Source organism: Arthrobacter sp. UC242_113, from assembly GCF_044054585.1.
In the GTDB taxonomy this organism is placed as follows: domain Bacteria; phylum Actinomycetota; class Actinomycetes; order Actinomycetales; family Micrococcaceae; genus Arthrobacter.
On the sequence record NZ_CP171968.1, the window covers coordinates 874,333 to 895,100 of the forward strand.

16 protein-coding genes and 1 pseudogene are annotated in these 20,768 nt (G+C 66.0%); 13 read left to right on the forward strand and 4 right to left on the reverse strand.

The features are described from left to right. Nucleotides 1-37: 37 nt before the first annotated feature. Together ACHMXB_RS03945 and ACHMXB_RS03950 are read left to right on the forward strand one after the other, a co-directional pair. The gene (locus ACHMXB_RS03945) at nt 38-763 is read left to right on the forward strand and encodes a lysophospholipid acyltransferase family protein (protein WP_395402952.1); all 726 of its coding nucleotides are present in this window, start codon (nt 38-40) and stop codon (nt 761-763) included. Between the two features lie 91 nt (nt 764-854). Next, nucleotides 855-2,246, forward strand: coding sequence for a class II 3-deoxy-7-phosphoheptulonate synthase (locus tag ACHMXB_RS03950; protein ID WP_395402954.1), 1,392 nt, complete (start codon nt 855-857; stop codon nt 2,244-2,246). A 107-nt stretch (nt 2,247-2,353) separates the two neighbouring features. On the opposite strand, the gene ACHMXB_RS03955 is transcribed toward ACHMXB_RS03950, so the two are convergent. Next, nucleotides 2,354-4,525: a PASTA domain-containing protein gene (locus ACHMXB_RS03955; RefSeq protein WP_395405115.1), complete on the reverse strand. Its 2,172-nt coding sequence runs from the start codon at nt 4,523-4,525 to the stop codon at nt 2,354-2,356. A 193-nt stretch (nt 4,526-4,718) separates the two neighbouring features. Further along, nucleotides 4,719-6,034, reverse strand: a pseudogene (locus ACHMXB_RS03960) (LysM peptidoglycan-binding domain-containing protein). 250 nt (nt 6,035-6,284) lie between these two features. Between ACHMXB_RS03960 and ACHMXB_RS03965 the strand changes: the two are divergent. After that, nucleotides 6,285-6,638, forward strand: a complete 354-nt coding sequence (locus ACHMXB_RS03965) for an Rv2175c family DNA-binding protein (protein ID WP_395402956.1) — start codon at nt 6,285-6,287, stop codon at nt 6,636-6,638. Between the two features lie 36 nt (nt 6,639-6,674). On the opposite strand, the gene ACHMXB_RS03970 is transcribed toward ACHMXB_RS03965, so the two are convergent. Together ACHMXB_RS03970 and ACHMXB_RS03975 are read right to left on the reverse strand one after the other, a co-directional pair. Further along, nucleotides 6,675-7,769 (reverse strand): polyprenyl synthetase family protein, encoded by a 1,095-nt coding sequence (locus ACHMXB_RS03970; protein WP_395402958.1) that lies wholly within the window; start codon nt 7,767-7,769, stop codon nt 6,675-6,677. Next, nucleotides 7,766-8,323 carry a hypothetical protein gene (locus ACHMXB_RS03975; RefSeq protein WP_395402960.1) on the reverse strand — a complete coding sequence of 186 codons (558 nt, stop codon included), beginning with the start codon at nt 8,321-8,323 and terminating at the stop codon, nt 7,766-7,768. Before ACHMXB_RS03975 ends, ACHMXB_RS03970 begins: the two co-directional genes overlap by 4 nt. Nucleotides 8,324-8,464: 141 nt before the next feature. Between ACHMXB_RS03975 and dinB the strand changes: the two genes are divergently transcribed. The 10 genes from dinB (at nt 8,465) to murD (ending at nt 20,766) form a co-directional block, all read left to right on the forward strand. Next, nucleotides 8,465-9,625: a DNA polymerase IV gene (gene dinB, locus ACHMXB_RS03980; protein ID WP_395405117.1), complete on the forward strand. Its 1,161-nt coding sequence runs from the start codon at nt 8,465-8,467 to the stop codon at nt 9,623-9,625. Nucleotides 9,626-9,944: 319 nt separating this feature from the next. Then, nucleotides 9,945-10,316 carry a DUF3040 domain-containing protein gene (locus tag ACHMXB_RS03985; protein WP_102973963.1) on the forward strand — a complete coding sequence of 124 codons (372 nt, stop codon included), beginning with the start codon at nt 9,945-9,947 and terminating at the stop codon, nt 10,314-10,316. Between the two features lie 403 nt (nt 10,317-10,719). Continuing rightward, nucleotides 10,720-11,148, forward strand: coding sequence for a division/cell wall cluster transcriptional repressor MraZ (mraZ, locus tag ACHMXB_RS03990; protein WP_102973964.1), 429 nt, complete (start codon nt 10,720-10,722; stop codon nt 11,146-11,148). A 16-nt stretch (nt 11,149-11,164) separates the two neighbouring features. Further along, complete coding sequence (gene rsmH, locus ACHMXB_RS03995; protein ID WP_395405119.1) at nt 11,165-12,322, forward strand: 16S rRNA (cytosine(1402)-N(4))-methyltransferase RsmH; 1,158 nt, start codon at nt 11,165-11,167, stop codon at nt 12,320-12,322. Next, nucleotides 12,319-12,984, forward strand: coding sequence for a hypothetical protein (locus ACHMXB_RS04000; protein WP_395402962.1), 666 nt, complete (start codon nt 12,319-12,321; stop codon nt 12,982-12,984). Before rsmH ends, ACHMXB_RS04000 begins: the two co-directional genes overlap by 4 nt. Before the next feature lie 43 nt (nt 12,985-13,027). Beyond that, nucleotides 13,028-14,836, forward strand: a complete 1,809-nt coding sequence (locus ACHMXB_RS04005) for a peptidoglycan D,D-transpeptidase FtsI family protein (RefSeq protein ID WP_395402964.1) — start codon at nt 13,028-13,030, stop codon at nt 14,834-14,836. A gap of 82 nt (nt 14,837-14,918) precedes the next feature. Then, nucleotides 14,919-16,580, forward strand: a complete 1,662-nt coding sequence (locus tag ACHMXB_RS04010; protein ID WP_395402966.1) for a UDP-N-acetylmuramoyl-L-alanyl-D-glutamate--2,6-diaminopimelate ligase — start codon at nt 14,919-14,921, stop codon at nt 16,578-16,580. A 6-nt stretch (nt 16,581-16,586) separates the two neighbouring features. Continuing rightward, entirely contained in the window at nt 16,587-18,059 is a 1,473-nt protein-coding gene (gene murF / locus ACHMXB_RS04015; RefSeq protein ID WP_395402968.1) for a UDP-N-acetylmuramoyl-tripeptide--D-alanyl-D-alanine ligase, read from the forward strand. Beyond that, nucleotides 18,056-19,165, forward strand: a complete 1,110-nt coding sequence (mraY, locus tag ACHMXB_RS04020) for a phospho-N-acetylmuramoyl-pentapeptide-transferase (RefSeq protein WP_395402970.1) — start codon at nt 18,056-18,058, stop codon at nt 19,163-19,165. The genes murF and mraY overlap by 4 nt, the downstream gene beginning before the upstream one ends. After that, entirely contained in the window at nt 19,147-20,766 is a 1,620-nt protein-coding gene (gene murD / locus ACHMXB_RS04025) for a UDP-N-acetylmuramoyl-L-alanine--D-glutamate ligase (RefSeq protein WP_395402972.1), read from the forward strand. The genes mraY and murD overlap by 19 nt, the downstream gene beginning before the upstream one ends. Nucleotides 20,767-20,768: the final 2 nt, after the last annotated feature.

The window sequence follows — 20,768 nt, forward strand, 5'->3', positions numbered from 1 at the left end:
AACGCCCGGGCGGTAGCCTTCCGGAGAGGTAAGACACGTGTTCTATTGGGTCATGAAGCGGATCTTCCTGGGGCCGGTGGTCCGCACTCTTTTCCGGCCGTGGGTCAAAGGGCTGGACAACATTCCGTCCGAGGGGGCGGCCATTATCGCCTCCAACCACCTCTCGTTTTCGGACTCTATCTTCATGCCGCTGATGGTGCCGCGGCCCGTCATCTTCCTGGCCAAATCCGAGTACTTCACGGGCAAGGGGCTCAAGGGCCGGTTGACCGCCCTGTTCTTCCGCCTGACCAACCAGCTCCCCATGGACCGTTCCGGGGGAGCGGCTTCGGCGGCCTCGCTCGATGCGGGCATGGACGTGCTCACCCACGGCGGACTGCTGGGCATCTACCCCGAGGGCACGCGCAGCCCCGACTCGCGGCTGTACCGCGGGAAGGTGGGGGTCGCCCGGCTGGCCCTCCAAGCCGGTGTCCCGGTCATCCCGGTGGCGATGATCGGAACGGACAAGGTTCAGCCCATCGGCAAGCGGCTGCCGAACATCCGGCGGATCGGCATGATCTTCGGCAAGCCCCTGGACTTCAGCAGGTATGAGGGCATGGCCGATGACCGGCTGATCCAGCGGTCCGTGACGGATGAGGTCATGTACGAGCTCATGCGGCTCTCCGGCCAGGAATACGTGGACGAGTACGCCTCGGTGGTCAAGCTCAGGCTGGCGGGAAAGGCCGGGCCGGAGCCGGGGGAGACGGATACGCCCCGGTCAGCCTAAGTGTCTGTGACGCCTGTGTCCGTGACGCCGCGTGTCTGGCGGATGACAGTCCGGGTGTCCCGAGCCGGTCCGGCCAACTACTCTTAGTAGTGTGACTGAGCTATCTGCAAAACCTGCCTCTTCCCTGACCAGCACTTCACAGAGCGGTGCGGCCAACTATCCCGGACTCGACAACTGGCGGGACCTTCCCATCTCCCAGCAGCCGAGCTGGCAGGACTCCGAGGTCTTCAACGCCTCCGTCAAGGAACTGTCGGTGCTCCCGCCGCTCGTTTTCGCCGGCGAGGTGGACATCCTCCGCGAGCGTCTCGCCGCGGCAGCCCAGGGCAAGGCCTTCCTGCTCCAGGGCGGTGACTGCGCCGAAACCTTTGAGGGTGCGACGGCGGACAAGATCAGCGCCCGGGTGAAGACGATCCTGCAGATGGCAGTGGTCCTGACCTACGGCGCGGCGATGCCCGTCATCAAGATGGGGCGCATGGCCGGCCAGTTCGCCAAGCCACGTTCCTCCAACGACGAGACCCGTGACGGCGTGACGCTGCCGGCATACCGGGGCGACATCGTGAACGGCTACGACTTCACCCCCAAGTCGCGCGGCCATGACGCCAGCCGCATGCTCCGTGCCTACCACACCTCCGCTTCCACGCTGAACCTCATCCGGGCATTCACACAGGGCGGATTCGCAGACCTCCGTCTGGTGCACACCTGGAACAAGGGCTTCACCGAGAACCCTGCCCACGCCCGCTACGAGTCCCTCGCGCGCGACATCGACCGCGCCATCAAGTTCATGGCGTCCTGCGGCGCCGACTTTGAAGCCCTGAAGCGGGTTGAGTTCTTTGCCAGCCACGAGGCCCTCCTGCTCGACTACGAGCGTGCGCTGACCCGCATCGACTCCCGCACCGGCCTGCCCTACGGCACCTCCGGCCACTTCCTGTGGATCGGCGAGCGTACCCGCGAGCTGGACCACGCCCACGTGGACTACCTGTCCCGGGTCCGCAACCCGATCGGCGTCAAGCTGGGCCCGTCCACGTCCGGCGATGACGCCCTGCGCCTCATCGACAAGCTGGATCCCGAGCGCGAACCCGGCAGGCTCACATTCATCACCCGCATGGGTGCCGGCAACATCCGCGAGAAGCTCCCGTCCCTCGTGGAAAAGGTCACCGCCTCCGGCGCCCAGGTCCTGTGGGTCACGGACCCGATGCACGGCAACACCGTCACCTCACCCAACGGCTACAAGACCCGGAATTTCGACGACGTCATCGACGAAGTGCGCGGGTTCTTCGAGGTGCACCATGCCCTGGGGACGGTTCCGGGCGGCCTGCACGTCGAGATGACCGGGGATGACGTGGCCGAATGCCTCGGCGGCGCCGACCCCATCGACCAGGAAGCGTTCCTCGACCGCTACGAGTCGGTCTGCGATCCCCGGCTGAACCACATGCAGTCGCTGGAGATGGCGTTCCTCGTGGCGGGCGCGCTCACCCGCCGCTAAGGGCCCCTGCGCCTGATCCAGCAGCAGGCAGATCCAGCAGCACAACGAAAGACCGGCGCCGGGAGCACAGACTCCCCGGCGCCGGTCTTTTTGGTTCGTTGTTTTGGCTACACCACCGTGAGGGTGATGAGGGAGCCCTCGGGTACCTCTGTGTCCACGGGATCCTGGTCCCGCACCGTGCCGAAGAAGCCGCCCAGGATGTTGTTCACACGCACCTCGAAGCCGCGTTTCCTCAGTGCCTCAACTGCGTCTTCCACCTGCTTGCCGATGTAGTTGGGCACCTTCACGAGCTTAGGACCCTCGGAAATCGTCAGGGTGACTGTTTGGCCCCTTGTCAGTGTTCCCGAAGCGGGTTCCTGGCTGGCCACGGCCCCCTTCGGAATGTTCTTGTCGTGCACCGTTTCGTCGGCCACCACCGCTTTGAGTCCGGCAGCTTCAATCGAGCGGACGGCCTCATCCCGGTCCTGTCCGCGCACGTCCGGCACCGGAATGGGCTGCGGGCCCTTCGAAACCGTGAGGCTCACTGGCGTGCCGTGCCGCACGGGCGTTCCCGCCGCCGGGGCCTGGCCCAGGACCGTTCCTGCCGGGATCTCCTCGTCGAATTTCTCGGCGACTTTGCCCAGCGCCATCTCGGCGCCGTTAAGCGCTTCCTTGGAGGCATCGAGCGTCTTGCCCGTCAGCTGCGGCAGGGGAAACAGCTGCGGACCCTTGGAGACGAACAGCGAGACCTGCTGGAATTTGCGGATTTCCGTTCCGGCGCCAGGTTCGGACCCCACCACGAGACCGGCCTTGACGTCGTCATCGAACACGTCCTGGGTGCTGGACTGGAAGCCCGCGTCCCGGAGCAGTTGCTGGGCCTCCGCCACCGTCCTGTTCGCCACGGCCGGCACGGTTCCGGGGGAGCCAGGTCCCATGCCGAAGAACCATCCCGCGCCGGTGGCAAGGAGGGCGAGGAGCACCAGGACAACAATCCAAAGCGCGCCCCTGCGCCGGGAATTGCCCTCCCGGAGCGTCCGGACGGGAGTGGCCGCGGCGCGCGACCGTTCCTTTTGTTCGTGGCGGTCCAGTTTCCGCTGTTCCCGCTTGCTCAGGGGGAGCGGAGCGGCCTCCGCGTCGTCGTCGTCGAATCCGTAGGACGGAAGAACCGGGCTGGCCTTTGGCGAGAGAGGGGTTGAAGATCCAGGGGTTGAAGAACCCGGCGTTGGGGAGACAGGGGTGGAAAACACGGTGGTCGGGTTGCTGGTCCGTGAAATGACTTCCGTGGGGCGGCCCCGGGGGACGCCGTCGCCGTGAATGGGTGCCAGCAGCTCGGTGTGGTTTTCCTGGTCTGTTCGATTTGCCTGGCTGCCCTGAGCTCCCGGCCCGCCCGGCCCGCCTTGGCCTGCCGGGTTTCCCGGCATCCGCGACGGCATCCGCGGGGGTGCGGGTGGAGCGCCCATGCCGCGCAGGCCGGCGTCGGGGACTGCGCCCGCCGCGGCGGCCGCCTGAACGGCTGCCGGGGGTTGCAGATCGAGTTCGGAGTCGGTGAGGTTCGTCCGGATGTGGCGGAGTTCCGCCAGCAGGGCGTTGCCGTCCACCGGCCGCTGCTCGGGGTCGCTGGCGGTGCACCATTGCACGAGTTCATCCACCTCTTCTGCGAGCCCGGGAACCAGGCCGGAGGGAGGGCCAACAGTGGAATTCACGTGCTGGTATGCCACTTGGATGGGGACGTCGCCCTCGAACGGCTGGCGTCCGGTGAGCATCTCGAACAGCATGATGCCCGTGGCGTAGATGTCGCTTCGTGCGTCGGCCGCTTTGCCAAGGACCAGTTCCGGCGAGAGGTACGCGATGGTGCCAATCAGGGCGCCTGTGCTGGTTGTTGTTGTCACGGCGCGCGCGAGCCCGAAGTCGCCGATCTTGATCCGGCCGTCGTCGGCGATCAGGACGTTCTCCGGCTTGACGTCGCGGTGGATCATGCCCGCGGCATGGGCAGCCCCCAGGCCTTCCACCACCGGATCGATGAGTGCCAGGGCCAGCCGGGGGGACAGGGCGCCCTTGCTGTTGATGACGTCGCGGAGGGTGTGCCCCTTGATGTACTCCATCACGAGGTAGGCGGTGTCTCCGTCGTGCCCCTGGTCGAGGACGCCCACCACGTGCGGGTGTGAAAGCTTAGCGGCTGCCCGTGCTTCGCGGGCCAGGCGGTCGAGGAAGTTGCCATCATTGACCAGGTGGGGGTGCAGGACTTTCAGGGCAACATCACGGTCCAGCCTCTGGTCCGTGGCCACGTAGACGGTGGACATCCCGCCCCGCGCCAACCGGGACTTCACCTGGTAGCGGTTGTCCACCAGCGATCCAACGAAACTGCCTAAAGCGTTTTCCTGCACTCTTCGATACTAAGTGCTGCACGGATACGGGTCCGTATCAACATCGATCCGGACCCGTATCGTTATGCTCCCGCCGGCCGGGGAACCCGCCCCGAGCCCATTCAGGGCATCAGCTGAAGGTCTTGCGGTGGGCCTTGATGGCTGCCACGTAGTGCTTCGTGTCGGTGTACATTCCGTGCTTGTTGACCGAGTACTGGCCCTGGTAGTAGCCGGCGATGGCGTAATCCAGGCTCTTGCTGGTCCGGATCAGTTGGCGGATGATCGCAACTCCGGCAGTGGCGTTGTCATACGGGTCGAGAGGTCAAGCTTCCGGCCCACGAGGTCGGATGCCCATTCGCCGGAGGAAGGGATGACCTGCATGGTGCCGATGGCGTTGGCCGGTGACACTGCCCGCTGGTTGAACCCGGATTCCTGGTAGGCGAAGGCCTGGGCCAGTGCAGGATCCACGCCCATTCGCCGTGCCGTGTCGGCCACGATGGACTGCATCTGGGCCAGTGACGGAACCGGCGAGGCGTTGAGCAGGGCCTTGTTCTTGTTGGCTGAGCTGACAACGGCTGCCGGGTAGGTGTAGCCGAGGAAGGAGCTGGGCACGAGCGGCGTGACGCTGGATGCCGGCTGGACGGAGCCGGTCTTCCCGGGAATGGCGAGCTTCTGGCCGGGGTAGATCACGCTGGTGACCTTCAGCCGGTTCGCCGACAGGATGGCCGCGAGCTTGACGCCGTGCCTCGATGCGATGCCGGACAGTGTGTCCCCGGACTTGATGACATAGGACGCTGAGGGGGCGGCAGCCGGTGCTGGCGCCTTGGCCGGGGCGGCCGCGACAGCGGTGCCGGCACCGAGCCGGATCTTCTGGCCGGGGTAGATGATCGATGACACCTTGAGCCCGTTCCAGCTGAGCACCTGGGAGAGCCTGACGCCGTGCCGCCCGGCGATGCCGCCCAGCGTATCGCCGGACTTGACTGTGTACGTCCTGGCAGCGGTGGCGGCGGGCGCAGCAGCCTTGGCCGCCGGAGCGGCGGCAGCCTTCAGCTTGATCCGCTGCCCCGGGTAGATCACGGAGTTCGACTTCAAGTTGTTGAGCTTCAGCACGGAAGTGGTGCTCAGCCCGTACCGGCCGGCGATGCCGCTGACCGTGTCCCCGCGGACCACCGTGTGGGCAGTCGGCGTGACGCGGGTGGGCTGAAGGCCTGAAGGAAGCGCAGCTGGCACGGAGGCTGCGGGGATGATGCCCGCTTTGACTGCGGCCGCCTGGGCCTCGATGGCGGCGGCGAGTGTCGCGGGCACCGTCCTGGGCTGGACGTCGGCCGTTGCGGGCTGGGCGACCGCAAGGGAGGAAAGCATGACGGCAGGGAGCGTGGCCGTCGTGGCCGCGATCAGTGGCAGGCCCGGCCGGGGTGACTGCTTGGTGGAGCGGGTCGTCGTCATGGGAAAGATCCTCTTCTCAGCGGCGAATGCTGTCGGTCATGCCAGTTGCTCGTGATACTTATGTTACTGGTGTTAGTTGTGTTGCGAATGTTATCCATGTGAATCTCTCACGATTTTTCGGTTAGCACAAGAATCAGATTTCAGCCGGGAAGTCCGGTCGGCTGGGAGTGTCGCGCGCGAAAATGCGGCGCGCGCACACGGGCGCCGTTTCGACTAGGCTTGCGGGCGCCCGCCATGGCAATCTTGACCCGTGAGTACTGTAGAAACCCTCGTAGGCGACTGGTTGCCCCTGCCCGACGTCGCCCAGTTGTTGGATGTGTCCATTACCAAAGTCCACGGGCTCCTTGACGAGCGCGCGCTTGCCGCACTGCGGATCGGGGAACGCCGGATCCGTTCGGTGCCGGCGGCATTCCTCCAGGACGGCCACGTCGTGGACAGCCTCAAGGGCACCATCGTTGTGCTGGCAGACGCGGGCTACTCGGACGAAGAGCTCATTGGCTGGCTCTTCACCCCTGACGAGTCACTGCGCGGACGGCCCATCGATGCCCTCCGCGAGGGTCGCAAGACGGAAATCCGCCGCCGGGCGCAGTCCCTGGCCTGGTAACAGAAACCCGGCCTGATTACGGGCCGGGCCAGCCGATTAGGCGGCCCGGCTCACAGTCGCCTCAGCCAGCCGCCGCAGGGCGGTTTTGGGGAGGTCTTCCAGCGGCAGAAGCTCGAGGGCAGCGTACGCCGCGGCGCCGAACTCCTCGATCAGGACTTCCGTGGCCTGCAGGGCTCCGCAGTCCGCAATGATCCGGCGGATCTCGGCCACGTCGTCCTCGCCCAACTCAGGGCTGCCGAGCTTAGAGTCGATGAACGCGGACTCCTCGGGGGTGGCCAGGTCCAGGGCGAAGGCTACGAGCACTGTCCGCTTGCCCTCCCGGAGGTCGTCTCCAGCGGGCTTTCCGGTGGTCACCGGGTCCCCGAAGACGCCCAGGACGTCGTCGCGAAGCTGGAAGGCCTCGCCCAGGGGGAGTGCGAACGCGGAGTAGCCCCGGAGCAGTTCGTCAGAGGCCCCGCCGAGCGCCCCGCCCAGGGCAAGCGGATGTTCCGTTGAGTACTTGGCCGACTTGAAACGGATGATTGACTGGGCGCGGCTGACAGCGCCCGCCCGGTCCCGGACCGGCCCGGCCACCTCTTCGAGGATGTCCAGATACTGGCCGGCCATGACCTCCGAACGCATCAGGTTAAAGATCAGCCTTGCCCTGCTTCCTGAGGCCGCCGTTGCGCCGATGTCAGTGAAGGCTTCCTCGCTGAAGGACAAGCACAGGTCGCCGGCGAGGATGGCTGCGGCGTGGCCGAAGCGTTCGCTGTCGAGGGCCCAGCCCTGGGACTCATGGAGCTGGATGAACCGGCGGTGCACGCTGGGCCCGCCCCGGCGGGTGTCCGACCGGTCGATGATGTCGTCGTGGATCAGGGCGGCGGCCTGGAACAGCTCAAGGGCCGCGCCTGCCGTGATGATGTCCTCCGCGGAGGCAGGCCCGCCCGCTCCACGCCATCCCCAGTAACACATGAGGGCGCGCAGCCGCTTACCGCCGGTGACCAGGTTGGAGATGGAGCCCATGATGGGATCGATGTCCGGCGAGATTGCCGTCATGATCGACTGCCGGGTGGTCAGGAAGTCTGTTAGCTTTCCCGCTACGGCGGCCACGAAGTCCGCCTGCTCCACGCGAAGCTGCTCGGCCACCATCACTTGACGGACTCGGGAGTCACGTTGGCGCCGATGGTGAAGGTTGAAACCCCGCCCGTTGCAGGGACGGCAATATTTACGGTCTCGCTTCCCGCCCGGACGAAGTCCTTTGACACGACGCTTCCCACGGCGTTGCCGGGAACAGCCGTAAAGCCCTGCCCCTCGAGCGCTTTGGTGTAATAGGCGACAACGGCGGCGGGCTTGGCCGAGATGGAGCCAACCAGTGCGACGGTGGCCGGGGAGGTTGACTTGTCGAAGCTGCTGGCCACCACCTTGGCCCCTGGCATCACGGGCACCAGCTTTGACGGAAAGCCGGCGACGAGCGCTCCCACGGTGGCCGACGTGCCGGGGGACGCAGACGGGCTGGCGGTTGCCGTCGCTGACGCCGTGGCGGCTGCTGTGTTCGTTGCCGCGGCCGCGGCGGAGGCAGATGCCGTCGCCGCGGGCGTTGCGGAACCGGGCGCCTGTGCCGTGCACGCTGACGCCGCCGCCACTACGGCCGCTCCAGCGGCGAGCAGCCCAAGGCGGGCAGGCATGAGCGTTCCAATGACCTTCACAGGTGCGGTCCTCCTGGGTGTTGATGCCGGATTCAGCCTCCAGTTTAGTCAGGTGCAGGGCATAGGATTGCAGATGTGGGGCCGGACGACGACAGAGAGCAGGCGGAAGCGCGGCTGCGGGAGCTTCGGCGGGCGAGCATCATGCACGTCGATATGGACGCGTTTTTTGTCTCGGTAGAACTGCGCGCCCGTCCTGACCTGCGTGGCCGGCCGGTGATAGTGGGGTTTCCGGCTGAGCGTTCCGTGGTGCTGTCGGCTTCGTATGAGGCACGCAGGTTCGGCGTGAAATCGGCGATGCCCATGGCCGTGGCCCACAGACTGTGTCCGCAGGCCGTTATCATCGAGCCCAGGCACAAGCTGTACTACGAAGTCTCCGGCCAGCTGATGGGCATCTTCGAGTCCATTACCGAGCTCGTGGAACCGCTCAGTGTGGACGAGGCATTCCTTGACGTCGGAGGGGCCATCCGCAGGCTTGGTCCGCCGAGTGACATAGGGCAGTTGATCCGGAGACGGGTTTCCAGCGAACTGGGCATCACGGCGTCCGTGGGGATCGCGGCCAGCAAGTTTGTGGCCAAGATCGCTTCCACCCGGTGCAAGCCGGATGGGCTGCTGCTCATCCGGCCGGAGCAGACCGTCCCGTATCTTCACAGCCTTCCGGTCAACGCCCTGTGGGGTGTTGGAGGCAAGACGGCGGAAGTGATGGCCCGCATGGGAATCCGTACCGTGGCGGATGTCGCAGCGACGCCGGTCTCCTCGCTCAAGAAGGTGCTGGGTGCCACGGGCGAACACGTCCACCGGCTCTCCTGGGGCATCGACAGCAGGACGGTCACCCCGGTGCGGGTGGAGAAGAGCATCGGAGCGGAGGAAACGTTCGCCTCGGATACTGCGGACGATGCCCTGCTGCACCGGGAGCTGCTGCGACTGTCCCACCGCACTGCCGAGCGCCTGCGCGCTTCGGGGCTGGTGGCCCGGACCGTGGCGCTCAAGCTGCGGTACGCCGATTTTTCGACGGTGACCCGAAGCCGCACGGTCCACACGCCACTGGACAGCGCGCAGCTCATCTATGCCGTGGCCATCCAGCTGCTGGAGTCGCTGGGCAGCCGGCCCCTGATGGTCCGGCTGGTGGGTGTCCGTGCGGAGCAGCTGGAAGCGGCCGCCCAGACCTCCCTGCAGCTGAGCCTGGACAGGCGCGACGACAACTGGCGGGCCGCTGAACAAGCTTTGGACAAGGTGGCGGAAAAGTTCGGCAGCAAGTCCGTGCTTCCCGCGCGGCTGCTTGAGCCGGGAAGCGGCAACCCCTGACGTGATTCCGGCGACACCGGCGGGCGCGGGAAACCGTGTTCATGGCCGCGGATCGGTGCCGGGTCAAGGCCCCGGGCAGTTTTGCCGCCCGTGAACAGCGTCTTTCAGAACAGCGCCCAACAAACTATCCTTATAGATACAAAGATTTTCGAACGTCTGGACATGTGTGGATCACCTGACCCGCCGCGTCAGTATGCTTGAATTCCTGGATCTGCCAACGCTGGCAGGACCGGGAACCTGGATGGCATGCCGGTCGTTGACGAGGCAGGAACAACCGGTTCCGGCCTGTCTGGACGTTGGCCTACTTAAGGAGGTCGTGATGCCGCTCTCGGAGCACGAACAGAAGCTGCTCGAGCAACTCGAGAGGCAACTGCATGAGGACGATCCCAAGTTCGCCAATTCCATGGGCTCGGATCCCGGCCGCAGCTGGTCCACCCGGCACATCGTGATTGGCGTACTGGCCACGCTGGCCGGGGTGCTGCTCCTCCTGGTAGGGGTCTCCCTCCAGAACATATTCGTCGGGGTCCTCGGGTTCGTCGTCATGGGTGCCGGAGTTTACTTTGCCACGATGCGCAGCGTTGCGGCCGGCAAAGCGAAGGCTGGCGGGCATGGCAGGAAGTCCAAGAGCAAGAGCTCCTTTATGAACAGCCTCGAGGAACGATGGGACGAAAGGCGCCGCGGGGAGTCCTGAACCCGCGTTCCACTTCCCGCCACCTCCACTGCGCACCACCCTCCACATCGCACCACCGGGTCCATCCCGGTTGGGTGCCAATAATCCAGGAATGACCCGCCACGGCGGGTCATTCCGCTTTAACCCGCGGAACTGGGCCTGTTGACCAGCGGAACTGGTGCCCGAAACCGATGTTCCAGGGCCAATGCCGCCGCGGCAGGCACCGGCGGAGCGGCCCAATTTCCCTCCACTTCCCACCCCCAGGCAAAATCCCCGCCATTCCGCGGAAGAAAGTTCGTCCCGGCAGCACAGAAGTGCCCGTGCCGCGTTGACTGTGGGGAGAAGTGGAGTAAAGTGGAGCGAGTAAGAGGGTAGTGGCAGCGCGGGGGTTGTTCGGCTTCTGACGGCAGACGGGCGGTGGGACGTGTTCCTTGGGACACACTCGCCGCGTCTTGACGAAAAGGGCAGGATCATTCTTCCCGCCAAGTTCCGTGAGGAGCTTGCCGGCGGACTTGTTCTCACGCGAGGCCAGGAGCGCTGCATCTACGTCTTCAGCGAGCAGGAATTCGCGAGGGTACACGAGCAGATCCGGGAGGCTCCGATCTCCAACAAGTCGGCTCGTGACTACATCCGGGTTTTTCTCTCTGGAGCCTCGGACGAGGTACCTGACAAGCAGGGGCGCGTGACCATACCTCCCGCGCTCCGGGAGTACGCAGGGCTCGGCAGGGAGCTGGCCGTTATTGGGGCCGGCACCCGCGCGGAGATCTGGGACGCCCAAGCCTGGAATGAGTACCTGGCGGAGAAGGAAACCTCCTTCTCTGAAACTGACAACCCCATCGCCGGCATCCTTTAGGCCGGCCCGAACCGGTATCCGTTTCTTGGACGAGATCTCCAGCCGCCCATCCCTGCCGACTACCTGGCTCACTTCCCCGGAGCCAGGCAGCCAACGGGATAGGCGCGGATGGGGATCTGGCCCAAGAAACCACCCCCCAAGGAATCATCCCCGGCGCTCAAGGAAGGACGAAGGCATGACAGAACCCGACCAGCCAAAGCCCACGTCCGAACGCCATGTACCGGTCCTGAAGGACCGGTGCATCAATCTTTTGGCGCCCGGATTCGAGGCGGCACGCCTGCGCGGTGAGACTCCGGTGGCCATTGATGCCACGCTCGGCATGGGTGGGCACTCCGAAGCCATGCTCCAGCGCTTTCCTGACCTGCACCTCGTGGGCATCGACCGTGACGAAGAAGCCCTGGCGCTGGCGGGGGAGCGGCTCGAGCCCTTCGCGGCCCGCACGGACCTGGTCCACGCTGTGTACGACGAAATCGCCGAGGTGCTGGAGGACCTCGGCATTCCGGAGGTCCACGGCATTCTGATGGACCTCGGGGTCTCGTCCCTGCAGCTTGACGAGCGCGAACGCGGTTTCGCCTATTCCTTTGACGCACCCCTGGACATGCGGATGGACACCAGCCGCGGCCAGACTGCGGCGGACGTCGTTAACAACTACAGCGAAGAGGAACTGGTCAGGATCATCCGCAAATGGGGTGAGGAAAAGTTCGCGGGGCGCATCGCCAACAGGATCGTAGCCGCCCGGGCAGCTAAGCCGTTCACCACCACGGGGGAACTCGTCGAGCAGATCAGGGCGGTGGTTCCGGCTGCCGCCGCCAAATCGGGCGGACATCCCGCCAAGCGCACCTTCCAGGCCCTGCGCATCGAGGTCAACGAGGAACTCGAAGTCCTCGAGCGTGCCGTTCCGGCGGCGGTGGATGCCATCGCACTCGGCGGCCGGATCGTGGTGATGTCCTACCACTCCCTGGAAGACAAGATCGTCAAGGGCGTTTTCCAAGCCCGCTCCAAGTCATCAGCTCCGCTCGGCTTTCCCGTGGAGCTTGAAGAGCACAAGGCCGAACTTAAAACCCTGACCAAGGGCACCGAGGTGCCCACCGCCGTCGAGATCGCAGAGAATTCGCGCGCAGCATCAGCCCGGCTGCGCGCAGTGGAACGCATCAGAGCCAGGAGAGCAACATGAGCACTGCAGCTGCCAGGAACCTCGCCCTTCCGTCCGGCCCGAGCGTCCATGACATAGAGGCCGGGCTTCCGGGGTCGGCCCGCAAGGGGCGTACCCCGCTGTCCCTGGTCCGGTCCGCACCGGCGAAGCGCCGCGCGCCCTTCGTTGTTCTCTGCTTCGGCATGCTTGCGGCTGCGCTGATAGCGGTGCTGGTGCTCAACATCACTGTTTCCACAGCGCAGTACCAGTTGGTCAAGCTCCGTGCCGAACAGACCAAGCTCACCAAAGAGAACCAGGATCTGACACAGCAGGTGCAAAACTTTGAGGCTCCCCAGAATCTGGCTGCCAAGGCCGCACAATTGGGAATGGTTGCTTCCACCGGCAAGGGACAGATTGATCTTTCCACGCTGAGCGTGAGCGGGGATGCCAAGCCGGCGGTCAAGGGAGACTCGGCAGGAGCGGTGATCGCTGCCCCTGCCGTCCCGGGTCAGCTGAACGTGGTCCCGCCCGCCAGTTCGGGCGAGCCGCTGGAAAGCAGGGCACCGGCTGCCGGTGAAACGGCAGCTGCCCAGCCGGAGGGCCCGGCAGCTGCGAAACCGGCCGAGCCGGCGGCTGCGGCCAAGCCCGCGGCCCTTAACGGCGGCACCATTCCGGCGCCGGAGCAAAGGACGCCGGGGCAGTAGGCAGGAACAGGCGGCTGGTAGCCCGCATGGCAAGCAGTAGGGGATGAGCGTGGCGCAAGGCAAGAGCAAGGCAGGCAAGAAGAAGGTAGCCAACGCCACGAAGAGGCTCCGCCTCGGACTTAGCATCATGCTTGCCCTGCTGGTGGTTGTCGGCGGAAAGCTCTTCCTGGTGCAGGGACTGGACGTCGGCGGCATGGCCGAAGCTGCCCTGGACAACCGGCTCCGCCCCACCGTGCTGCCGGCCGAGCGCGGCAGCATCCTGGACGCCAGCGGAGCAGTGCTGGCGAACAGCGTGATCCGCTACAACATCACTGTTGACCAGTCTGTAAACACCAAGACCGAATCCTTCAAGCGCCTTGAAAAGGTAGACGGCAAGGAAGAACTCGTCACCGTTTCCCGGGACCAGGGGATCTCCGAGCTTGCTGCCGTCCTTGGCATGGACGCCGAGGACGTGCGGAAATCCGTCACCGGAACCAGGACCTACTACATCGTGGCCAAGGACCTCCGGCCCGACGTCGAAAACCGGGTCTCGGAACTGCAGATCCCGGGGATCTTCTCCGAGGGAACCAGCAAGCGCGTCTACCCGAACGGCTCCGTGGCCGGCGGCATTGTGGGCTTCCTCGAGAACGGAACCACCGGCCAGGCCGGCCTCGAGCAGACCCAGGACGAAGTTCTGCGCGGAACTGCAGGCAAGCGCGTGTTCGAAATCGGCGCCGACGGCCTCCGTATTCCCGTGGGCATCGACGAACTGACGCCCGCGCAGGATGGCAAGGACGTCAAACTCACGCTGAACTCCGACCTTCAGTATTTCGCCCAGCAGGCCATCCAGACCCAGTCGGACAAACTCAGTGCCGAGTGGGGGGTCATCATCGTCTCCGATGTGAAGACCGGCAATATCATCGCCATGGCCGACACCAATACGCCCGACCCCAACGACCCCGGCAAGGTGGCAGCGAAGGACCGTGGCGTCCGCTCCGTTACCGCCGCCTACGAGCCCGGGTCTGTGGAAAAGATGATCACGGCTGCCGCCGTCATCGAAGAGGGCAAGGCCAAACCGCTGGACACGTTCGTTATCCCGCCGTCCCTGGTGGTGGACGGCCAGCAGTTCGACGATTCCTTTTCCCATGGGACCGAGAAGCGGACCCTGGCGGGCATCCTGGGCTGGTCCATGAACACGGGCACCGTGATGGCGGGCCAGCGCCTCAGCAAGGAGCAGCGGCACGACTGGCTGCAGAAGTTCGGAATCGGTGAGGCACCGGAGATCGGCCTGCCGGCCGAGGCGAAGGGCATCCTGACCCCTGCTGACCAGTGGGACGGCCGCCAGCAGTACACGGTGCTGTTCGGGCAGGGTGTCTCGCAGTCGACACTCCAGACGGTCCGCGCCTACCAGTCGATCGCCAACGACGGTGTGATGCTGCAGCCGAGGCTCATCGACAGCTACATCAGCCCGGACGGAACCGAGGAAAAGGTGGCGGCCAAGCCGTCCCGCCGGGTGGTCTCGGAGCAGACCGCGCAGCAGGTGAGGGACATCCTTGAAAGTGCTGTCACCGAGGGCCAGATCAAGGAGGCCGCGATCGACGGCTACCGGGTCGGGGCCAAGACCGGTACCTCGCAATCGCCCTGCGACGACGGGACCGCAGGCTTCTGCGGGTACACGGCCTCGATGGTGGGGATGGCGCCGATGGACGATCCGCGGTTTATTGTGGAGGTGGTCCTGCAGCGTCCCAAGGGGTCCATTTACGGGATCACCAACGGGCCCGTGTTCCGCTCGGTCATGAGCCAGGCACTGCGGACGTACAACGTTCCGCCGTCCAAGGGCACGCCCGTCAGGCTGCCGCAGTTCGCTAAGTAACGCCCGCCAAGAAAGACCGCGGTACACCTGAACAAACAGTTCTGTCGTGTCCGTTGGTCCGCTAGCACCAACGGAGATCCAGTTGTCACAGCACCATGACCCCGGCACTGCCGACGCCCCGGAGGGGCAGGTATCCAAGAGCGGCTTCCGGCCCACTGCCGTCGCCGCCGTCGAACTGGGTGTTATCGGCCAGTCAGTGGGACTTACGGTGCCCCGGGCGTCCGAGTCCGTTCAGGTGACCGGCATCTCGCTCGACTCCAGGTCCGTGGAACGCGGCGACCTTTATGTTGCCCTGCCGGGGGCGGCGCGGCACGGTGCCGATTTCGCCGCGACGGCGATCGAGTCCGGCGCGGCTGCGGTACTGACGGACGACGCCGGCGCGCGGCTTCTTGCTGTCGGCTCGGACCTCGCCGTGCCCGTACTTGTGGTGGCGGAGCCCCGCAGCGTGGTGGGCCGCCTGTCCAGGCTGATCTACCGGAGCCAGGACGCCGAGCTTCCCGGGCCCTCGATGTTCGGCGTGACCGGCACCAACGGAAAAACCACCACCACATACTTCACCAACGCCCTGCTGCAGGCCATGGGCAAGAAGACCGGACTCATCGGCACCATCGAGATCCTGGCCGGTGGGGACCCGATTCCGAGTCTCCTGACCACCCCGGAATCCACCGATGTCCACGCCCTGCTTGCCCTCATGCGGGAACGCGGCCTTGACGCTGCATCCATGGAGGTCTCCTCGCACGCCGTGTCCTTCCGCCGCGTGGACGGCGTGGTCTTCGACGTCGTCGGTTTCACCAACCTCACCCAGGACCACCTGGACCTGCACGGCACCATGGAGGAGTACTACCGGACCAAAGCCGAGCTGTTCACCGCCGAACGCGCACGTGCCGCCGTCGTGACGGTCGACGACGAATGGGGACGGCGGCTCGCCGCCCAGACCGAGCTTCCGGTCACCACGCTCGCAACCCTCCAGCCCGCCAGTGGGCCCGTCGCCGACTCTCCGGTGCCTGACTGGACCGTCACCGACCCCAAGCCCCGCGGCCTCGGTACGGACTTCACGCTCCGCGGCCGGAACGGCGCGGAACTCCGCGTACACACCGGCCTGCCCGGGGCGTTCAATGTGTCCAATGCGGCGCTGGCCCTGACCATGGTGCTCGCCGGCGGTGCAGACCCCGCCGAAGTACAGGCAGCGCTCGATGCCCGCGATCCGTTCACCGTGGCAGTGCCCGGCCGCATGCAGCTGGTCTCCACCCGGCCGGCCGCCGTCGTCGACTTCGCGCACAACACAGATGCTTTGGCACGTGCCCTGGAGGCCGTCCGGTCCCCGGAGCCCGCGTCCAAGGTGATAGTGGTTTTCGGCGCCACGGGCCAGCGCGACCAGGGCAAGCGCCCTGCCATGGGCGCCACCGCGGCCCGGCTAGCCGACGTCGTGATCGTCAGCGACGACGACCCCCACGATGAGGACGCCGCGGCCATCCGCTCCGAGGTGCTGGTGGGTGCGACCGACGCCAAGGAAGCCGAGCGGCTCGACTGCAAAATCATGGAAGTTTTCCCCCGCGATGCTGCCATCCGTGAAGCTGTCAACCTGGCCGCTCCGGAGGACACCATCCTGGTTGCGGGGCGCGGACACGAAGTGTGGCAGGAGGTCAAGGGAGTGAACCTTGCCCTCGACGACAGGGTGGAACTACGGAACGCCTTGACGGCACGAGGATTCACCGTTCTCCAAGACGACGGGATAGAGTCCTAGACCGACATGATTGAACTAACTGCGGCGGAAATCGCCGAAATCACTAACGGCCGGCTGCTTGCCGACCCCGGCGTCACCCCCGCATCCGTGGTGACCGACTCGCGGGAGGCCGTTGCCGGCTCCCTGTATGTCGCCAAACCGGGCGAAAGCGCAGACGGGCACAGCTTCGTGGGCGCGGCCTTTGACCGCGGCGCGGTTCTGGCCCTCACCGAACGCGAAATCAAGGACGACGCCGGCCGGAACTATCCGTCCGTCGTCGTCGAGGATGCGGTGCTGGCCATGGGCGCCCTCGCGGCTGAGGCAGTGCGGCGGATCAGGCAGCACCGCGAGTCGGCGGGCGAACAGTTGACCGTCATCGGCATCACCGGTTCGGCAGGCAAGACCACCACCAAGGACCTGCTCGCGGGAATCCTGTCGGCCGAGGCGCCTACTGTTGCACCCCAGGGTTCCTACAACGGCGAGGTCGGCGTGCCCCTCACCGTGTTCCAGGCGGGCTTTGACACCCGGTTCCTGGTCATCGAGATGGGCGCCACCGGCATCGGACACATCCGCTACCTGGCCGACATGGTCCGGCCGGAGATTGGCGTGGTGCTCGGCGTGGGAACAGCCCACGCAGGGGAGTTCGGCGGCGTGGAAAACATTGCCGCCGCCAAGGGCGAGCTCGCCGAGGCAGTACCCGCCGCAGGCACCGCCGTGCTGAACCTTGACGATCCCCGTGTTGCCCCCATGGCCGCCCGGACCCGCGGCACTGTTCTCGGCTTCTCTTCCCGGGATGCTGATCCGGACGCACCTGCTGTCCGGGCCGCAAACCTGGACACCAATGCCTCGGGCAACCCGGAGTTCGACCTCGAAGTGCCGGGGGAGCCGACTGTCCGGGTCAGCAGCAAACTCATCGGCGAACACCACGTGGCGAACCTCCTGGCCGCCGCGGCGGCTGCGCACGCGGCCGGCGTACCGGCCGACAGGATCAGCGCATCGCTGAGCTCCCAGTCCGCGGCGAGCCGCTGGCGCATGGAGCGGACTGAACGGCCCGACGGCGTCACGGTGATCAACGACGCGTACAACGCCAACCCGGAATCCATGCGGGCGGCCCTGCGCACACTGGCCGACCTCGGCCGCGGACGCCGCACCTGGGCCGTGCTCGGGGCCATGCTGGAACTGGGCGACGATTCCATCCGCGAGCACACGGCCGTCGGCACGCAGGTGGTGCGGCTGAACATCTCCCGCCTCCTGGTGGTGGGCCGGGAAGCGCGTTCACTGTACGTTTCCGCCGTGCAGGAAGGGTCCTGGGGCGATGAATGCATCTTCGCCGAGACTGCTGATGAGGCCTACGAAGTGCTCCAGGAACAGCTCGAACCCGGCGACCTGGTGCTCTTCAAGTCCTCGAACAGCGTGGGACTGCGCCACTTGGGCGATCGGATAGCATTACCCCCACACGCCACCCCCACAAATGCCAATGAAGGGAGCGAGCTGCTGTGATTGCACTACTGATCGGCGCTGGCCTGGCCCTGCTGCTGGCTCTGGTGGGTACGCCGCTGTTCATCCGCCTGTTGGTCCGTAAGAGCTATGGCCAGTTCATCCGCGACGACGGACCCACCTCGCACCACACCAAACGCGGCACGCCCACCATGGGCGGCACAGTGGTGGTGGGCGCGGTCCTGCTGAGCTACGGCCTGACACACCTGATCATGTGGCTCATGAACCCCAGGTCGGCCGGGCCGTCGGCCTCGGCGCTGCTCCTGCTGTTCCTGATGGTGGGGATGGGCCTGGTGGGCTTCCTGGACGACTTCATCAAGATTTCACGGCAGCGCAGCCTGGGCCTGAACGCCAAGGCGAAGCTGATCCTCCAGGCGGCGGTGGGCATCATCTTCGCCGTCATGGCCCTGTATTTCCCGGATGCGGACGGCCTTACCCCGGCGTCCACCAAGATCTCGCTGGTCCGTGACATTCCGTGGCTGGACCTGGCGTTCGGCGGCACCGTAATTGGCGCGATCCTCTTTGTGCTGTGGTCAAACCTGATCGTCACCGCCGCCACCAACGGCGTCAACCTGACCGACGGACTGGACGGCCTGGCCGCGGGCGCCGCGGTCATGGTCTTTGGCGCCTACACGCTGATGGGCATCTGGCAGAGCAACCAGGCGTGCGGCTCGCCGCGTCAGGCGGGTGGCGGCTGTTACTCCGTCCGGGATCCACTGGATCTGGCGCTTCTTGCGGCCATCATGAGCGCCGCGCTGGTGGGCTTCCTGTGGTGGAACACCTCGCCGGCCAAAATCTTCATGGGCGACACCGGCTCCCTCGCGATCGGCGGCGCCATCGCCGGGTTCGCCATCCTCTCCCGCACCGAACTGCTCCTCGCCTTCATCGGTGGCCTGTTCGTCCTCATCACGCTCTCCGTCATCATCCAGGTGGGCTACTTTAAGGTGACCAAGGGCAAGCGCTTCTTCAAGATGGCGCCGCTGCAGCACCACTTCGAACTCAAGGGCTGGGCGGAAGTCACTGTGGTTGTCCGGTTCTGGATCCTCGCCGGTCTGTTCGTCGCCGCGGGCCTTGGCATCTTCTACGCAGAATGGGTGGTCCTCCTGTGAACGGCTCCGAATCCCGCGCTGAAGTGTCCGGTCCGGCCCTGACGGGTCCGGCAAGGCTCAGCGGCCTGGTCAGCTGGGACTCCGACTGGGCCGGACTGCGCGTCGTGGTCACCGGAATCGGTGTCTCGGGCTTCGCAGCCGCGGACACCCTGATCGAACTCGGCGCCCGTGTGGTGGTGGTGGACGGTGCCACCACGGATACTGCGCAGGGCAAGGCGGACACGTTGCGGATCGTGGGCGCGGCCGACGTCCTTCTGGGGGAGGACGCCGTCCGCTCCCTGCCAAAGATTGACGGCCTGAAGCCGGACCTCGTGGTCACCTCGCCCGGCTGGCGTCCGGACCAGGCCCTGCTCGCGGCTGCCGCCCGTGCCCACATCCCGGTCTGGGGCGACGTCGAACTCGCCTGGCGGCTGCGCGTCCGCGAGGGCCGGAAGACCGCCGACTGGCTCACCATCACCGGCACGAACGGCAAGACGACGACGGTCGGCCTGACGGAATCCATGCTGCGGGCCGCGGGCCTGAAGGCGATCGCCGTGGGCAACGTCGGCACTCCCATCCTCGACGCCCTCCGCGACCCGGTGGAGTACGACGTCTTCGCGGTGGAGCTCTCCAGCTTCCAGCTGCACTGGTCCGATTCCGTCTCGGCGGTGGCCAGCGTGTGCCTCAACGTCGCCGAGGACCACGTGGACTGGCACGGCTCCTACGAGTCCTACCTCGCCGACAAGGCCAAGATCTACGAAAACACGCAGAAGGCCTGCATCTACAACGACGAGCAGATCGAAACCGAACGCATGGTGGAGGACGCTGACGTGGTGGAGGGCTGCCGCGCCGTCGCGTTCACCACCCTCACGCCGGCCATCAGCATGCTCGGCGTCGTGGAGGGCCTGCTCGTAGACCGGGCCTTCATCGCCGAGCGGAAGGACAGCGCCGTCGAACTGGCGTCCATGTCCGACCTCGGACCGGTGGCCCCCCGCCACATGGTGGCCAACGCCCTGGCCGCCGCCGGCCTGGTGCGCGCCTATGGCGTCAGCCCCGAGCACGTGCGCGAAGGACTGCAGGCCTACATCCCCGGAAGCCACCGCATCCAGCCGGTCGCCAAGCAGCACGGCGTTCTCTGGATCAACGACTCCAAAGCCACCAACCCGCACGCCGCCTCCGCGTCCCTGGCCGCCTTCGACCCCGTGGTGTGGATTGCCGGCGGCCTGTCCAAGGGCGTCAGCTACGACGACCTGGTCCGCGACCATGCACGACGCCTGAAGGCCGTGGTGCTCATTGGCAAGGACACGGCGTCACTGGAAGAGTCCCTGCAGCGACACGCACCGGATGTCCCCGTCATCCGGCAGGCGGCAGGCCACACTGAAATTGTGCAGTCTGCCGGAACCGGACATGACGCCGCACCGGATTCAGCCGAATCCGGGGAGGCAGTGATGGCACGGGCCGTCGCATCGGCGGCACAGCTCGCCGCCTCGGGTGACACTGTGCTGATGGCCCCGGCTGCTGCATCCATGGATCAGTTCTCTTCCTACGCTCACCGTGGCGACGCCTTCATTGCAGCGGTCCGCGAGCTCGTGGAAGGGGAGGCCCGGACCGGCAAGGAGTAAGA

Excerpts from the sequence above, each read along its gene's own strand:
- ACHMXB_RS03985 (WP_102973963.1), top strand. The coding sequence starts at position 9,945 with ATGCCGCTCTCGGAGCACGAACAGAAGCTGCTCGAGCAACTCGAGAGG.
- ACHMXB_RS03955 (WP_395405115.1), bottom strand. The coding sequence starts at position 4,525 with ATGTCCACCGTCTACGTGGCCACGGACCAGAGGCTGGACCGTGATGTT.
- ACHMXB_RS04000 (WP_395402962.1), top strand. The coding sequence starts at position 12,319 with ATGAGCACTGCAGCTGCCAGGAACCTCGCCCTTCCGTCCGGCCCGAGC.
- ACHMXB_RS04005 (WP_395402964.1), top strand. The coding sequence starts at position 13,028 with ATGAGCGTGGCGCAAGGCAAGAGCAAGGCAGGCAAGAAGAAGGTAGCC.
- murF (WP_395402968.1), top strand. The coding sequence starts at position 16,587 with ATGATTGAACTAACTGCGGCGGAAATCGCCGAAATCACTAACGGCCGG.
- dinB (WP_395405117.1), top strand. The coding sequence starts at position 8,465 with ATGCACGTCGATATGGACGCGTTTTTTGTCTCGGTAGAACTGCGCGCC.
- murD (WP_395402972.1), top strand. The coding sequence starts at position 19,147 with ATGGGTGGTCCTCCTGTGAACGGCTCCGAATCCCGCGCTGAAGTGTCC.